The sequence below is a fragment of the Ruminococcus sp. 5_1_39BFAA genome, from assembly GCF_964240875.1.
Classification (GTDB): Bacteria; Bacillota; Clostridia; order Lachnospirales; family Lachnospiraceae; genus Blautia_A.
In genome coordinates this window covers 407,133-422,860 of the sequence record NZ_CAXSVO010000002.1, presented here as the reverse complement: position 1 = coordinate 422,860, position 15,728 = coordinate 407,133, and the positions used below count along the sequence as shown (strand labels likewise).

Sequence of the window (15,728 nt, the reverse complement as noted above, 5' to 3'; positions counted from 1 at the left end):
TTTCATTGGGGTTCATATTTATCTATAAAAAGAAATTTCAGGAGGCCCCTATGAAACATATTATTCTTACCGGCGGCGGTACCGCCGGACATGTTACTCCCAACATCGCTCTCATCCCTGCATTAAAGGAAAAGGGCTATGAAATTTCCTATATCGGCTCCTATGATGGTATTGAGAAGAAGCTGATAGAAGAAATGGGCATTCCTTATTACGGAATTGCTTCCGGTAAATTAAGGCGTTACTTTGACATCAAAAATTTCTCTGATCCCTTCCGTGTTTTGAAGGGCTATAGACAGGCCAAAAAGCTTTTAAAACAGTTAAAGCCTGATGTTGTATTCTCAAAAGGAGGATTTGTAACCGTTCCTGTTGTCATTGCCGCCAATAGACGTCATATCCCGGCTTTAATTCACGAATCCGATATGACTCCTGGGCTTGCCAATAAGCTGTGTCTCTCCTCTGCCTCTAAAATCTGCTGCAATTTCCCCGAGACAGTAAATAGTCTGCCAAAGGACAAAGCAGTTCTCACCGGCACTCCTATTCGTCAGGAGCTATTGCATGGTGATAAAGAAGCAGCCAGAGCTTACTGCGGTTTCCATACGGACAAGCCTGTCCTTCTGGTAATCGGCGGCAGTCTTGGTGCAGCATCTGTCAACGAAAATGTTCGAAAAATTCTTCCAAAGCTTCTGGAAGAATTTCAGGTAATCCACATCTGCGGAAAAGGTAAAATGGATGAAAGTTTACAGGGTACCCCTGGCTATGTCCAGTACGAATATGTTCAGCAACAGCTTCCAGACATGTTTGCCCTTGCTGATATCGTAATTTCCCGCGCCGGGGCCAATGCCATCTGCGAACTGGCTGCCCTCGCCAAACCGAACCTTCTGATTCCTCTGTCTGCAAAAGCAAGCCGCGGCGATCAGATTTTAAATGCCCGCTCCTTTGAGCGTCAGGGCTACAGTATGGTTCTTGAGGAAGAAGAAATAACCGAAGAGGTTCTTCTGAATACAATCCGCAAGCTTTACGCAGAGCGCCAGTCATATATCGATGCTATGTCCGGTGGAAACAACCTGAATTCCATCCAACATATTGTAAACCTCATCGAAGAATGCACCCGCGCATAAAGGGCAATTCCTAATACAGCCTTTTAAATTCTTCTTTTAGCCAGAGTCTGGTTCTGAGGATCCTGTTATTCACATTATTTCTTGTGATACCGAATTCCTCAGCAACCATCTCAGGCGTTTCACCCATAAACGTTATCTTCATGAATATTTCATAGTTCATCGGGTTCTTACTGCGCAGCTTTTCAAGAACCATCCTTACATATTCACGTTGTTCAATTCCCAGAAGCAATGCTTCTGCACTTTCCGCCCGTTTTTCACCCGCTCCTTCTTCGATTTCATCCAAAGAAGTCACTTCCCGTTTCACATGTGCTCTGCGAAGATAATCTCTAGCTTTATTTGTAGTTTCCATTACTACAAGCGCATGAAGCTTCTTTTCGTTTTCACTGTCCAGTCTATCCATGATCTTGTAGAAATAGCAAAACACTTCCTGACTGATATCTTCCGCTGTTGCACGGCTTTTCACAATTCCCGCTGCAATCCTTGTTGAGAATTCATAGTAATTTCCGTAAAAATCCCTGAATTCTTCACTATTCATCTTTTGTATTCTCTCCGGTTCTGCTTAACCTTGCATTTTTTCCAGTATCTCCGCCTTCATTTCATCTGTAAGAGTGCCTGGCTTCCACGTAATTCCTACTCCATCATTATTATAACGCGGAATCAGGTGCATATGGAAATGAAATACCGTCTGACCTGCAGGCTCTCCATTATTCTGTACAATGTTAAATCCGTCACATTCCAGCGCCTCTGTCATTTTTCCAGCCATTTTTTTTGCCAGCACCATTGCTTTTGCCGCCATTTCATCCGAAATTTCGTAAATATTTGCAGCATGGGCTTTAGGCAAGATCAGAGCATGTCCCTTGCTTGCAGGGCCTAAATCCAGAATCACGCGGAAATTCTCATCCTCATATAAAGTGGCAGATGGAATCTCACCATTCGCAATTTTGCAAAAAATGCAGTTGTCCATGTTAATTTCCTCCTTAAATTTATACATTTTACAACACTCACGGAGTGCCATAATATGGTCTTTTTCACCTATTCCGTGTCGTATTTTCTCGATTTTTTCAAGACGATATTTGTTGATATTAAAAATTTCAGGTGTTACACTTCCCATGAGGTGATGATATGCAGGCAAATACCACAGCAGAGCAATTACAAAAGGAATTTCAATGTACCTTATCCATGTTTTCCCATGAAATCCGAAATCCCATTGCATTGATAAGCAGTGAACTCCAGATGCTGGCCTCCTCCCATCCTGAGATTACAGCTTACGATTGCTGGGATGACATAACAGACAATCTGGAATATATCCGGGAACTTCTTAACGACCTCTCTGACTACAATAATGCCGGAAAGCTTACTTTGGCAGATACTGATTTATGCGGTTTTTTAGGCACGGTTCTTTCCAGTGTGAAATCCACTATGAATTATCTGGGAATCGCTCTGGAAACAGATATTTCCCATTCCCTTCCCACTCTCCCCATAGACCGTGTAAAACTGCGGCAGGCTTTACTGAATCTGCTCCGCAACGCCCAGGAATCCATTTCCCCGCCCCACGGGAGGATTCTGGTACAGGCTTTTCCAGTCAAAAACGGAGCCTGTATTTCCATTCAGGATAACGGCTCCGGCATATCAGCAGAACAGTTACCGGACATATTCACCCCTTTTGTTACCTTCAAATCCACCGGAAACGGCTTAGGACTGGCTGTCACCCGCCAAATCATTCAGGCGCATGGTGGCCGCATCGAAGTAGAAAGTGCCCTCGGTCAAGGCTCTGCATTTCGGATTTTTCTGGGATAAATTCTCCCGGGATGATAGACAAGTACGGCAATTAAAAAGCCGCAGATCATCCCGCCAACGTGGGCAGCATTGTCCACACCGCTGCTGGTAAAGCCAAAATATAACGAAAAGGCGGCCATGATAAGAATCTGACGCGCTGACAGGTCCTGTACCCTACCCCTGTTGCGCACAAGGACGTAAATCATGGCGCCCATCACCGCGAATACTGCGCCAGACGCCCCGGCAGACACTGCGTAATCCCCTTTTTCAAGATCCAGGAAAAAGGAAAAAATATTTCCGCCGACTCCTCCCAAAATATAAATCAACAGGAGCCGCACTTTTCCTGCCACTGGCTCCAGTCTTTGTCCCAGTACAAAAAGAACCAGCATATTATTAGCCAAATGGCTCATTCCGAAATGAAGAAACATGCAGGTAAACAGACGGTACCACTCTTTATTTTCTATAATAAGCGGTGCAAACGCCGCCCCACAGTCTACCATATGCAGCGTATCCTGCGAACCTCCGGTGATCTCTACCGCTAGGAATACGATCACGTTTACCAGCATCAACAGCACCGTCATGGGCGCCTTTTTTATTTCTTCCAAACAATCACCTCTTTAAGTGTCCCTATTATACCAAATTAGCGGTAATAATACAAAGCATATCTGAAATTTTTCCAAATTTTATCCATTTTGCTGCCTTCGAAAAACGATCGCCGCCGTTTTATCCGATACCCCACCCAAAATCTGATATATATTTACCCATGATATCCTATGTATTCCTTATATGCCTTCTCTAATAATCGAAAATCACAACTATTATCTGTTAATATTTGCTTTTTGTTCTGTGTTACCATTTCATAAATCTTATTCGCCTTTTTCCGTATCTTGTCTTCGTGATTCACACAAAATTCGTATTCTTTATTTAATAGTATTCTATACTTTTCATCCTCAACGTCTTTAATAATCAATTTCTCTATGCAGTATTCAGGAACCGGTATCATATAATTAAATCTTAAAGACCCTTTTACTTCCTGCTTGTCACCTGGTACACGAATCAAGATATTGCCTTCTTGTTTTTTCGCAAAAGATGACACTAATACATAATAATTAATATTATTAACTTTTAAAACTGTCCCAACGGCAAATTTATTTCTGTCTGCATAACGTATATTCGGCACTTTTGTAGTACCTCTATGCTCTTTTTCATATTTTTGCAGAAATTTCGTATATTCTTTATCCACCCTATAAAAATCCATACAATCCTCCGTATACAACATCAGGGAGATGAGTAACCTCATCTCCCTGCAATTAACGGCTCGCTCTTCTAAGTGGCGAAGCACTTAAATTAAAGGTTCACATTCAAAGTAGTGAAGCACTTTTAAATTAAAGGTTTGCACTCAAAGCAGCAACGCTCTTTAATTAAACATGATCTGTTCACCTATAGTATATGCAGTTTTGAAACGATAGTCAATCATTTTTATATTTATTTTTTATCCAATGCCCGTGCGTAGATTGCGGTTGCCCTATTTCAGAAAAACATACCTTGCCTGGGCAAAATCCACCTCGTCTTGATCCTTTAACTGGTAGTCCTCATCGGGACGCAGCATCTGTCCGTTTACAGAGGTACCGTTTCGGGAATTGAGGTCTGTCAGATAGTATTCTCCGTTTCTGTTTCTGATTTTTGCATGGACGCGGCTGACGGTAGGCAGATTGATCACCGCATCTGCGGCATTTGCAAGCTTACCTATCACAGTCAGTTCGTCTTTCAAATAGATTGTCGCCAGCTCGCCCGGCTCCCGACTCACCAGGCTGGATGGACCTGCCGATATATTGGCTGAGAGCACTACGGTTTCTCCATAATTCTCCGGCTCTTGCCTGTCGTCTTCGTCATCCTTCCATGCTTCCTGCCGGGCGGTCATCGGCCACACGGTCATGACTTCCTTTCTGTTTTTTGGCATTCTGTCCCCGCATTCAGATTTTACTGCTTCTGTTGCCGCAGCTTTCTCAAAGAGACTGTCCGTATTGCTCTTTTCCTGTACGGCCAGGGAAACAGCCTCCGCCCTCTCCCTTTTTCTTCTGGAAAAAGCTGCATAAGTCAGCATACTGACCCCCATAGTCACTATGATTCCGCCCAGCAGCATTTCCATAGGAATCCCCGGAAGGTACCCCATTACTTTTGCAGAAATCACAGCCATAGCAACAGCCGCGCCGGACAAGCAGCCCAGGATTTTATATCCAACCCCAAATTTTCCAGGTTTTTTAGGTTCTTCTGCTGCCTTTTTCTTATCCGCTCCCTGTACAGATTCTTCTGCTCCCCATAAATCCTCTCCTAATTCAAGATTTTCCGGTATCTCTGGTTCCTGGTGCTTTTCCGGTTTCTGAAGCGCCTCTGTGGAGATAGCCTCTCCTCTCTCCCGGTAAAGCTCCTCCTTGATATGCTCAAGATGAAAGCCATCCTCCAATGCACGCCTGTATACACCGTAACCCAACATAACTGCTGCGCTGTCCTCATGATTCAGCTTAGGCAGAATATACTCCGTCAATTCCTGAAACTGCTTTCTTACATCCACCTCAAAGCCCGGCAGGTAGCAGAAAAATAGCTGCCGCTTTTCTAAATCCACATACATATATTCCGGACGGATAACCAGCCTCCCTGGATTCAGCAAATACTCTGACATTTCCTCCATTACCTGCACAAATCCGCCAAAGATCAACTGCAAATCCCCAAAATCCAGCTTTTTCTCCTCAAACAGCATAGACACCGACTGCCGAGAGGTAATGTCGTAATAAATCATAAATTTGCCGTCTATTCCCTGTATCCTGCATTTCAATACAGAAGGAATCGCGTTTCCTGCAAGCATTCTCACCTGGTAGGAGCCTGTGTCGATCTCCTCTTCCTCATGGAGAATCAGGAAATTATGGTTCATATCTCTTTTATATTCTGCTCTCATCATCCATCACCCAGTCCTTCGATCAATTCGGCAGCCGCTTTTACTTTTCGAATCCAACTCACCGGCTTTAGCACCGCGGCCTCTCCCTCTGCACACAGGTGCCAAGAAAAGCCGCCAAAACCAGATACTGTATCCAGGTTATACGCTACCTGTACCTTTTTTCCTGCCGTCGCCTGAACAGTGAGATTATCCGCCCCGAAAAAGCCTGTGCTTCCAAGCTCTCTTCCCTTTTCTTCTGCAGTTTCCTGAACCTTTCCCTCTTCTTTGATTCCTTCCATACTCCCGCTAATGGCCGCTTCATAGGCAGCCGCTGTCAACCATGCTCTGTTATGAACCCAGAAGAACAGATACAGTATTCCCATCACAACCAGAAGCAGCACAGGCATTAAAAGTGCAGCCTCCACGGTCAGACTCCCCTTTTTATCCATCTTTACCACAATATCAATCCTCCCACATAGCTCAAAAGGATAAACGGAACAAATGGAATTTCATATTTTTTTCCTTTTCGGAACACCAGAAGCATGATCAACGAACAGACGCCGCTGCCCAAAAGTCCCATAAAAAGCACAGCTAAAAACTCTCCGCCGCTCAGCATGATTGCAAGTACCATCAGAACCAGACCATCCCCCATTCCCACTGCTCCGCCTGTCACGTTACTCAGTCCGATCACTCCTGCACTGATTCCCATGGGAACCAGCAAATTCCAGGAGAGCGCCCCATTATAGAGCGCTAACAGCAATCCCAACACCCCAAATATTCCCACCGCAGCCAACGATATTTCCCTTTTCTTCACATCAAACCAACTGTTCACACTCAGGAATACCAAAGCACAAACCTCATTCAGCATTTTTCTCTCCTCTCATCCGCATCGGCTGCAGCAGCGCATTCCGTCCAGCTCCGACTCCTTTACCAGACGCACAGAACGTTTCAGACCGCTGCAGTTTTTCTGATTATGATACCGGTTTCCCTTTTCTGTTATATACACAGTGCCGGAAGGATTCTGATATCGGCTGCAAGTCTCACAGGCATGATATTTCTCACCGTAATCATTTCGAAGATTCGGAACACTTTTTCCCGATACCTGGGTGACAGACAGATTAAGATAGGTACATCCCAGCTTCTTGTGGTAAACCTGTCCCGATTCTGTCACATACACCATGACCTCCGTGCTTTCTTCGCTGCTTTCCCCGCTTTTATGCTCAGCACCTGTCCAGGCATGGACCTTTACCACATTAAACATTCGTATCTTGGGTAGTGGAATAAATCCGCCCACAGGCTGATAGGAATAGATATCCGGCAGAGTGATCTCCTCAACTCCGCTTCCATCCAGCACATAAGCGTACATCCCCGCCTGTTTGACCTTCTGGCACAACGCTGATAAATGTTCTGTCTGCAGCTTATAAATATCCATAAAAGAAATCATTGTTACCATTCCAAAGAAAAACAGGGGTAGGACCAGCGCGGTCTCCACAGTCAGGCTTGCCTTTTTCAGCTTCTTTACCAGCTTCCCAAAGGAGACGCACAGAGATACTTTTCCAGAAAGAATTGTTCTGACCAACGGGGCTGCCAGAACCAACCCAAAACTTCGAGAGCGTTTCCTTTCCTTCCGTCTGTAATCATGGTGATTTCTCATTTGTTTTCTTCTATCTGTATCTCCGCATCTGTCTATCATTTGTTCTTCATTCACCAATACTCCCTGAAAAAGCATCTTTCTGCGCCTCCCTCCCAATACCGCATTACGTATAACAATACTGCCTTGTAACTGTAAAGCTTTTTCGTTTATTTGCCCTCACATCCACGGAAGCTTCCAATGCCGTCAGACAGGTATCCAGCCGAAATCCCTCCCAGCCATCTGCACTTCGCATGGACAACTCCAGCATGTCCATTCCCCGCCAGACCTTACGGTCCTTTTTCGCAGCCAGGAGAAACACCTGGAGATAATCTTCATATTCCAGCCCTTCTTCCTCATTTGCTCCTGTTCCATCTGCAATTTCCAGTAAGGCCGGCAAATTCTCCAGTGATAGCTGCCATTGGGACGAATCCTTTACCAGCGGTACCTTTCCTCCAGCAAATAAGGTTCGAACATCCAAAATGCTTTCTCCAAAAGCCCAGCACAGAATCAATGCCCCTTCTATGATCCCTGCTGCAGGCGGTATGAGAAATCCTGATGCAATAGCGATTGCCAGAGCTTCTGCCTGGGCACGCCTCACACTGTCTGCCGCAAGACATACGGCATTTACCCCTTCTCTTACCAACAGCAGCTTTCTTGCAATGGATTTTAGATTTTCCTCATCGCTGCCATATCCGCCCAGTATATATTCTATCTGATACTCCAGACCGCCCTTTCCAGGGCTTCTATAATTTCCCAGCTTATCCATTAGATACTGCTGGTATAACACCTGGGAAATCAGAGAGCTGTCCCTCTTTACTTCATCGCTCATAGGCAGCCCCTGCTCCAGTTCTCTCCCGGATACCAGCTCGTTTTTTTGTATCTTCTTATCCGACCTGCTCCGGTCCGGCGGCAAAACAAGATCTAAAAGGCTCATCCACCTGATTCTCTGTATAACAGGAATCGGATTCTGAACAGTAACCGGAACAAGCTCCGTCCCTCCGAATCCCGCTTCTTCCGAAGAACCTCCGTCCGTAAACTCCTCGCTCTGGCTCTGCTGTTCCTGTGCCCTTTTCTCTTCCAACGCTGCCTGACTTTTTTCAGCAGCCTCACTCATTTCCGAATCATAGACCGCCAGCGCATTTCCGTTTTCAGCCTCACTCCCTGCTTTTTCCGCTTCCTCTGTCTTTTTCTGCCGCTGTCTCATTTTCTGTAAGAGGAGCTGCACTCCACGGCTTCCAAGTGTTTCTTTCATATACCGGACAATCTGCTGGTAAAAAACCTCTCCCTCCTCATCCGTAAGAAGCCGGTATCCGGCAATCCCACCGTTTTCTATAGACAGCTTCTGGCTGTTTTGTGCCAGTATCGGTTTCATATAACTTTCCAGGTTATCATATATACCTGCCAGATCTAATTCCTCACCGCTGCCCGAAGCATCCACTGCAAACAGATCATAGTCCTTTAAAAGAGACTTGTCATACTGTCCAAACAGGGAATATAAGCCGATATCAAGCCCATTCAAAATCTGTGTTCTGGCTGCCGCCATCCTCACGGATTCAATTCCCGAGCATAGAAGAGATACAACCAGGCTCAGAATCAATGCCGTAAATACTGTTATGCTGCCCTTTCTCACCATGGAAACACACCTCCTCATTTCTTATGCTTATCATGGTATCCGTTAATACGGACATATTGTTTAAATGGAGTTACTCTGACTTGTTATTTTAGCTAAAATAGATTTCACCAGATTTGTAAGCTGTTCTTTAAAGATAATGACAAGACCAATCAACACCACAAGTATTAAAATAATCTCCACCACACCCACAGCATCTTCTTCCATGGCAAATTCCTTTGCCAGCTTTCGGATATCCTTCATACGTTTCACCTCCTTCCTCGTTTGCCGGATGATAACTGAACCATACCTCTTCCCACCGGATCATCCATAAAAGGACAGGCACGCCGGAATCATGATCACAGCCATGACCACCAAAAGCATCAGCACCATGGGCACCAGAAGCTTCGTAGTCGCCGCTTCTCCCAGCACTCTGGCATTTCTTTTGCGGTCATCCCATGCCTCCATGGATTCCTTTTCCAGCATGTCGGAAAGATAACGGCTTCCTTTTTGCAGATTTTGTATCAGGAGCGTGGCAAAGGTCTTATATTTCACCTGCCCGCACCGTTCTCCAAACCGTCTGTAAGCTTCTGCCTCAGAAACACCGCTTTCCATCTCATTGCAGGCTGTCACGATTTCCTCATAGGCTATCCTGGGCTTTTCAGGTCTTTTCCGTTTATAGTCCAGTGCTATTTTCTGAAATGCTCTGCGTACCGTCATTCCTGCCTGTACCAGTAGTGTAAATTTCATGATCAGTCCGGGATAGTCCATCAAAAGCTGCTCGTACCTTTTTGCAAGAGCCGCCTGTTCCTCCCTGGCTTTGACAGCCACCAGCGCCATCGCTGCTGCCAGAAACAGGGCTGCCAGAAGGTTTCCGCTGTTATCGGGAGGCGTTGCCCATACCAGAGGCTTTCCGTTCCATCTGGCAGGCAGATAGTAATAATCCGGATCGTTCTTGTCCTCGTTATACTTTATAACCGCATCCAGCAGCTTTTGTTTACGGCTTTCTTCCTCTGTCAGTACCTCCGGCTGTAATTCTTCTTCCTGCTCCATTTCCTTTTCCGGTACTTGTATGTAGATATTGCCTGCTTCTTCTCCATCCACGGATACCATGAATTTCTCCTCATAAGAACCTTCCTCCTTTTTTAGTCCATATCCCTCAGAATAAATGCTGCCTCCGCCGTCCTTTAACGTAAGCGCCAGTCCGATCATATTTCCTGCCAATGTCACCATCACAAACAGTCTTCTTCCCTTTGCAGTCCCAAATTTTTCCGCGGGAAGCCATCCCATTTTCCACCCGGCAACAATTGCCGGGACTATAACAAAAATGACAATATGAAGCCACATTTTCCCTCCTATACCTCTATATCTACTATTTTTCTGCCCATCCAGTACGCGCCTCCATAAATCACCAGACATACGGTCATCGCACAGATTCCAAAGGGATTTCCATACAGCACATCCAAAAATCCCGGGGAACTTAGCCGCAAATAGAGAATAATCCCCGCAGGCATCAGGCTCATGATAAACTGCTCTGATTTTTTTGCAGAAAGCGTGGCTTCTATCTCTTTTTTCACATCGATCCTGTCTCCCAACATCCGTGCAACCTTCTGGATCACCTTGCCCATATCTCCACCGGTTCTTTTTGCCGTGTAAAATACGGAAGCAAAATTTTCAATATCCTCCACCTGGCTCCTCTCTCCAAGGTCAAGAAAAAGCTCTTCCACAGGAATGCTTACATGCTGCTGCGCCTGAATATAGCGAAATTCTTCCAGAATATCCTCGTCTGCATCATATAGCTGCTCCAGATCCCGCACACAAGCGGAAACTGCATTTTCTACGGAGTACCCTGCCTGCACTGCCACGCTCATGGAATTCAGCGCATCCTTAAACTGATAATTCAGCCGCTTCTTTCTCTCGTGGATCAGGCGCTTCTTTTTCCATTTCAGATAAAATACCGGAATCGGAGACATGAGAGCTAACGCCCAAAAATTTCTGTAAAACAGATAATCTACCAAGGCACACAATGCCATACTCTGCGCCAGATACTTCGCCGCTTCGCCAGGGCTGTAGCAGTATTTGCCGTAATCCCTTCTTTCCGTTTCCTGCTTCCGCATTGCTTTTTCTGCACCCTGTTTTCCCTTTTCCTTTTTCCTCATAATCTGACCCCCGCACGTTCCAGCTTTTTTCTGTTGAGGAGAGCGGCTGTCTCCAAAAGCCCCTTTCCCTCCTGCCACTGATAGAGCGGCGAAAGACGTATTTCCCCGTCTTCATAGCCGCAGACCTCCGTAATTTCCAGAACCTTCCTGGATTTATCCCTCATTCTGCCCAGATGGATCAGTATGTCCACACCGGAAGCGATCTGACGCCGTATGGCTTCCAGCGGCAGGTCTACCCCCATCAGGGTCATCGTTTCCAGACGGCTCAACATATCCCGGCTGCTGTTGGCATGGGCAGTGCTTAAGCTTCCCTCGTGTCCTGTGTTTAATGCCTGCAGCATATCTACCGCCTCTCCGCCCCGTACTTCTCCCACCACGATCCTGTCCGGCCGCATTCTCAAGGCTGTTTTGATCAGATCCCGGATCGTCACAGACTCTGCACCGTTTCCATTCGTCATCTTTGCCTCCAACCTCACCAGGTTGGGAATTCCCTGGATCTTCAGTTCCGCATTGTCCTCAATGGTAATGATCCGCTCATCCTTTGGAATATATTCTGACAATGCTCCCAGAAACGTGGTTTTTCCGCTGCCCGTACCTCCGCCGATGACCATGGAATAGCCTGCCTTTACCAGCTTTTCCAAAAACTCCGCACACCCGGCGGGCAGGCTGCCAAGCTCAACAAGCTTTTCCATGGTAATGGGCTTATCCGGGAAACGGCGGATCGTAAGAATCGGCCCATTCAAAGCCACGGGATGGATCACCGCGTTTACCCTTGCACCATTTTCCAGCCTCGCATCCACAATTGGCATGGACTCGTTTACAACCCGGTTGCATTTTCCTACGATCTGCTGGATCACATCCTCCAGCTTCTCTCTTGATGTAAATGTTTTGTGCCATTTTTTTACCTTTCCTTCCTGCTCCACAAAAATGGAATCCGGTCCATTCACCATGATTTCCGTCACCGTTTCATCCTCGATCAGCTCCTGAAGCACGTCCAGCTTTCTTACAGAGTAGAAAAGCTCCTGGCGAAGCTGCACCTTTTCTTTTATGGAAAAACGGGAATCCCTCATGTTGTCCAGGATCAACTCATCAATAGCATCCAAAATTTCTTTATCAGAAAGCTCCCGGTATATATCCAGCTTTTCCATCAAAAGCTGGCGAAGCTTACGGAATGTCTCTCTGCTCATACGCTCTCCTTTCTCAGCACTTCCCTTACATAGTCACCCAGTTCACTCCACAGAAGCCCCTCAACATATGCCTCTGCAGGTCCGCTTCCCATGTGAAAGGGCGGCCTTACCTTCACTGTCTTTGACAAAATCTGGGGAAAATCCCAGATTCTCACCAGGTTCTCAAACTGCGCAACCTTGCTGACCGATACCACATCCGTAAGGACCGGCATATAAATCCTTGCACACATATCCAGCATCTGAAATGTCTCGTCAATTCCGCTGCCCATATCCAGTATCAGAATCTCATAAGAGCTGTGCATAACGATTTCCTGAATCAGACGCTCCCAGTCCTGCCAGGCAGTTCCCCGGATATCACCCGGAGTCTGCACAGGCGGGATATAGTCCAGATTATTTACCGTCTGTATCATACTGTTCATTCTGTGGATAAGATTCTGGTTATCCTGGCGCACGTAGTACAACAGGTCACTTAAATTATGGGAAAAGGCTTTTCCCATCAGTTCTTCAAACCCGGAATATTCTTCCAGGTTCAGGTAAAGTACCGCTCTTTCCCTGGCCAGCACCTGCCCCATAGCCAATGCAAAGGAAGTTTTCAGACAACGCCCTAACGGGGAATAAACCCCATAAATTTCCGTTGTCTTTTTCAACACAGGAAAAACAACCGGCGCTACGGCTTTTTCTGCTCCGTAACACGCCATCACCTCACGGATTACCTCTGAAGAAGACTGATACTTATACACACTTGGATACTGATCCAGCTCCGGAGGATGTACTCCTTCGGACAGGATCACAATCTTTCCAATATCCATTTCCCGGACCTGACGGCACATCGCCTTTCCGGAAATCAGCAGCAACTCAATGTGTGTCTTTTTCCCATAAGCGATCAGGCTTTCCACGCTGGTAAATGCCTGGATCTCAAATGGGATATTTTTCTTCTGATTCAAGTAATCCATGAAATTCAGGGCGTAGTCTACTTCCAGATCGCAGACTGCAAAAATGTTTTTCTTCAATATGCACCTCCCGCATAAAGCACTACACTTAGAAATACAGGTACTGTAAAATGAAAGTTCTCTGGTGATGACATGCCGCCGCGGTAATAGGGTGTTATCTTCCCTGTGCTAATAAGCTCCCTGACATACAGGATAAAGTAGAGGAATCTCTGGCTGATGCCGCCTGTAGAAATAAGAATTGCTGCAGAAATGCCTGCTCCGATGAGCATGGAAAAGAAGATACATTCCAGAATTTTTGCCGCTCCGAGAATGCTGCCAAGAGCACAAAGAAGTTTAATGTCCCCTGCTCCCAGCATCCGTAAAAGGAACAGCCAGCCCAATACTGCTGCGGGCAGTAAAATGCCCATAAAACCATCCCACAGTCCGCCCGGGCCTTTTTCCAAAAGACGGGCGGCCAGCCCGATTCCCAGACAAAATACGATCCATCCGTTGTCTACTCTGGCAGTCCGTAAATCCAACACCATTGCCACTCCTGCCATTACAATAGGCAGTCCGGTATTGTACAGCATATTATCACCCCTTTTCTGTAGGGTTCTTTAAATTTTTTCTCTTAAGTAAAATGGGAATTTCCGTCTGAACTGACGGCTTCGATACCAGATGTTTTCTGGTGAGTCTCATTATAGAACGTGAGGTACTATTTTGTCCAGTGCTTTTTTCCATATTTTTCTAAAAAAAGTATAAACAAATCTCCACGAAAGAGATATAATAGGCTTCAAAACAGCTGAACAGCCGCATTTACGGCAATCACAATTCATTACATGGGGGTATACTTTATGACTCGTATTCTTTGCCTGGGAGATAGTATTACAGACTGCGGACGCTTTTTTTCCTCTTCTCCGCTGGGAAATGGGTATGTAAAAATGCTCTCCCACAGTCTTGCCTCTGCCGGGATCCTGCATGAAATGATCAACTGCGGAATCGACGGCTTTACTGTTGCGCGGCTTCTGGAAAATGCGGAAAGCTATGCTGCGAAAGATGCAGATATTATAACAATTTTGATTGGAATCAATGATATCGGATTGATGATGAATACCTGCCGCACGCCAGAGCAACAGGCAGATATGATGCTTCAATTTTCAAGGCATTACGATAAACTGTTAACAATACTGACAAATTCCGCCAAAACCATCATTCTCATGGAACCCTTTATTTTCCCCTGGCCCGCTGAATACCGGAACTGGATTCCCCATGTGAAAGCTATGTCCGGCAAAATACTGACCCTTGCTGATAAATACAGTTTTCCCTATATCCGTCTGCATCAAGATCTGAATGAGGAAGCCCGGCGATATGGGCTGGATATGATCACGCCTGACGGTATTCATCTCACTGCACAAGGGCATAAAATTCTGGCACAAAAACTCTTCTCTGAGTTTCAGGATAAATTGTAATGTCAGTATAAATTATAATTGCATATTATTGCATTTTTATGTATAATAATGCAATCCTGACAAGATTAGAAAGAGTGGTTTCCCATGAATAAAATGATCAAAGAAATTGAAGACATGTCCCTGAACGCATGGCCTTCTCACAAGATGGAGCTTTATGACGGGTGGATTCTCCGTTTTTCGTATTTTTATACACACCGCACCAACAGCGTGGAACAGTTCGGCACTTCCACATTGTCCTGGCGGGAAAAGGTATCCTACTGTGAAAATGAATACCGCCGTCTGGGAAGCCCTGCTATTTTTAAGATCAGTCCGCTGGTTTCCCCGGATTTTGATTATGTGCTGGAAAACCGCGGTTACGGGATTCAGCATACTACCCAGGTTATGACTATGAATCTGGAGGACGGTGTTCTGGATCATCCTTATCCCAAAGTAAATTTTACAGATGACATTCCTGATGTGTGGATTGAAAGCCTTTTTGACCTGAAGGGAACTGTCAATCCAGTTCACCGCGCTGTAGTTCCATCCATGTATCGTGCCATTGTAAAGGATACCATCTGCGCCTCCATTTGGGACAATGGAAAAATCGTGGCCACCGGACTGGGAATCCTGGACCGTGATTACATCGGCATCTACGCCATCCATGTCCGCGAGGATTTCCGGCATATGGGCTATGCCCGCCAGATCTGCACCGGGCTTCTGAAGGAAGGAAGGCGTAAGGGCGCTTCCAAATCCTATCTCCAGGTAGTCAAAGGCAACACCCCAGCCCAGGCACTTTATGTCTCATTGGGTTATCAATATGCTTATACTTACTGGTTCCGTGTTCAGCCGTAAGTCAGATGTGGTTGGAACAAATAGAGTCTTTTCTTTTGGTACGAAAAGAGCGCAGCAAACGCTGCGCTCTCTATTTTTTGGGGAA

The 15,728-nt window shown here is 45.8% G+C and carries 19 protein-coding genes; 4 read left to right on the top strand and 15 right to left on the bottom strand.

What is annotated here, in order from left to right:
* Positions 1-50 precede the first annotated feature (50 nt).
* Complete coding sequence (locus ACESZH_RS04690; RefSeq protein WP_373211923.1) at positions 51-1,118, top strand: undecaprenyldiphospho-muramoylpentapeptide beta-N-acetylglucosaminyltransferase; 1,068 nt, start codon at positions 51-53, stop codon at positions 1,116-1,118.
* A 10-nt stretch (positions 1,119-1,128) separates the two neighbouring features.
* Here ACESZH_RS04690 and ACESZH_RS04685 read toward each other — a convergent pair whose 3' ends face one another.
* Together ACESZH_RS04685 and ACESZH_RS04680 are read right to left on the bottom strand one after the other, a co-directional pair.
* Positions 1,129-1,653, bottom strand: a complete 525-nt coding sequence (locus ACESZH_RS04685) for an RNA polymerase sigma factor (protein ID WP_373211924.1) — start codon at positions 1,651-1,653, stop codon at positions 1,129-1,131.
* A 24-nt stretch (positions 1,654-1,677) separates the two neighbouring features.
* Positions 1,678-2,082, bottom strand: a complete 405-nt coding sequence (locus tag ACESZH_RS04680; RefSeq protein WP_373211926.1) for an HIT family protein — start codon at positions 2,080-2,082, stop codon at positions 1,678-1,680.
* Between the two features lie 158 nt (positions 2,083-2,240).
* On the opposite strand from ACESZH_RS04680, the gene ACESZH_RS04675 reads away from it, so the two are divergent.
* Positions 2,241-2,915 carry a PAS domain-containing sensor histidine kinase gene (locus ACESZH_RS04675; protein ID WP_373211928.1) on the top strand — a complete coding sequence of 225 codons (675 nt, stop codon included), beginning with the start codon at positions 2,241-2,243 and terminating at the stop codon, positions 2,913-2,915.
* Here the strand turns inward: ACESZH_RS04675 and ACESZH_RS04670 are convergent.
* From ACESZH_RS04670 to ACESZH_RS04610, 13 genes are all read right to left on the bottom strand, one after another.
* Positions 2,882-3,499: a rhomboid family intramembrane serine protease gene (locus tag ACESZH_RS04670; protein ID WP_373211929.1), complete on the bottom strand. Its 618-nt coding sequence runs from the start codon at positions 3,497-3,499 to the stop codon at positions 2,882-2,884. The genes ACESZH_RS04675 and ACESZH_RS04670 overlap by 34 nt on opposite strands.
* 152 nt (positions 3,500-3,651) lie before the next feature.
* The gene (locus ACESZH_RS04665) at positions 3,652-4,152 is read right to left on the bottom strand and encodes a type III toxin-antitoxin system ToxN/AbiQ family toxin (RefSeq protein WP_373211931.1); all 501 of its coding nucleotides are present in this window, start codon (positions 4,150-4,152) and stop codon (positions 3,652-3,654) included.
* Between the two features lie 267 nt (positions 4,153-4,419).
* On the bottom strand, positions 4,420-5,850 hold the full coding sequence (locus ACESZH_RS04660; RefSeq protein WP_373211932.1) for a DUF6382 domain-containing protein: 1,431 nt from the start codon (positions 5,848-5,850) through the stop codon (positions 4,420-4,422).
* Positions 5,847-6,275: a TadE/TadG family type IV pilus assembly protein gene (locus ACESZH_RS04655; protein ID WP_373212792.1), complete on the bottom strand. Its 429-nt coding sequence runs from the start codon at positions 6,273-6,275 to the stop codon at positions 5,847-5,849. The genes ACESZH_RS04660 and ACESZH_RS04655 overlap by 4 nt, the downstream gene beginning before the upstream one ends.
* A gap of 2 nt (positions 6,276-6,277) precedes the next feature.
* Positions 6,278-6,694: a hypothetical protein gene (locus ACESZH_RS04650; RefSeq protein WP_373211933.1), complete on the bottom strand. Its 417-nt coding sequence runs from the start codon at positions 6,692-6,694 to the stop codon at positions 6,278-6,280.
* 12 nt (positions 6,695-6,706) lie between these two features.
* Positions 6,707-7,555, bottom strand: coding sequence for a hypothetical protein (locus ACESZH_RS04645; RefSeq protein ID WP_373211934.1), 849 nt, complete (start codon positions 7,553-7,555; stop codon positions 6,707-6,709).
* 28 nt (positions 7,556-7,583) lie between these two features.
* On the bottom strand, positions 7,584-9,092 hold the full coding sequence (locus tag ACESZH_RS04640) for a DUF5702 domain-containing protein (protein WP_373211935.1): 1,509 nt from the start codon (positions 9,090-9,092) through the stop codon (positions 7,584-7,586).
* Between the two features lie 60 nt (positions 9,093-9,152).
* Complete coding sequence (locus ACESZH_RS04635; RefSeq protein ID WP_373211937.1) at positions 9,153-9,332, bottom strand: Flp1 family type IVb pilin; 180 nt, start codon at positions 9,330-9,332, stop codon at positions 9,153-9,155.
* A 60-nt stretch (positions 9,333-9,392) separates the two neighbouring features.
* Positions 9,393-10,415, bottom strand: coding sequence for a type II secretion system F family protein (locus tag ACESZH_RS04630; RefSeq protein WP_373211939.1), 1,023 nt, complete (start codon positions 10,413-10,415; stop codon positions 9,393-9,395).
* Positions 10,416-10,423: 8 nt separating this feature from the next.
* Entirely contained in the window at positions 10,424-11,227 is an 804-nt protein-coding gene (locus ACESZH_RS04625) for a type II secretion system F family protein (RefSeq protein ID WP_373211940.1), read from the bottom strand.
* The gene (locus ACESZH_RS04620) at positions 11,224-12,414 is read right to left on the bottom strand and encodes a CpaF family protein (protein ID WP_373211941.1); all 1,191 of its coding nucleotides are present in this window, start codon (positions 12,412-12,414) and stop codon (positions 11,224-11,226) included. The genes ACESZH_RS04625 and ACESZH_RS04620 overlap by 4 nt, the downstream gene beginning before the upstream one ends.
* Positions 12,411-13,424, bottom strand: coding sequence for a hypothetical protein (locus ACESZH_RS04615; protein WP_373211942.1), 1,014 nt, complete (start codon positions 13,422-13,424; stop codon positions 12,411-12,413). The genes ACESZH_RS04620 and ACESZH_RS04615 overlap by 4 nt, the downstream gene beginning before the upstream one ends.
* Positions 13,421-13,933, bottom strand: a complete 513-nt coding sequence (locus ACESZH_RS04610) for a prepilin peptidase (protein ID WP_373211943.1) — start codon at positions 13,931-13,933, stop codon at positions 13,421-13,423. Before ACESZH_RS04610 ends, ACESZH_RS04615 begins: the two co-directional genes overlap by 4 nt.
* 264 nt (positions 13,934-14,197) lie before the next feature.
* On the opposite strand from ACESZH_RS04610, the gene ACESZH_RS04605 reads away from it, so the two are divergent.
* Positions 14,198-14,812 carry an SGNH/GDSL hydrolase family protein gene (locus ACESZH_RS04605; RefSeq protein WP_373211945.1) on the top strand — a complete coding sequence of 205 codons (615 nt, stop codon included), beginning with the start codon at positions 14,198-14,200 and terminating at the stop codon, positions 14,810-14,812.
* Positions 14,813-14,896: 84 nt separating this feature from the next.
* Positions 14,897-15,643 (top strand): GNAT family N-acetyltransferase, encoded by a 747-nt coding sequence (locus ACESZH_RS04600; RefSeq protein WP_373211946.1) that lies wholly within the window; start codon positions 14,897-14,899, stop codon positions 15,641-15,643.
* Positions 15,644-15,728 lie beyond the last annotated feature (85 nt).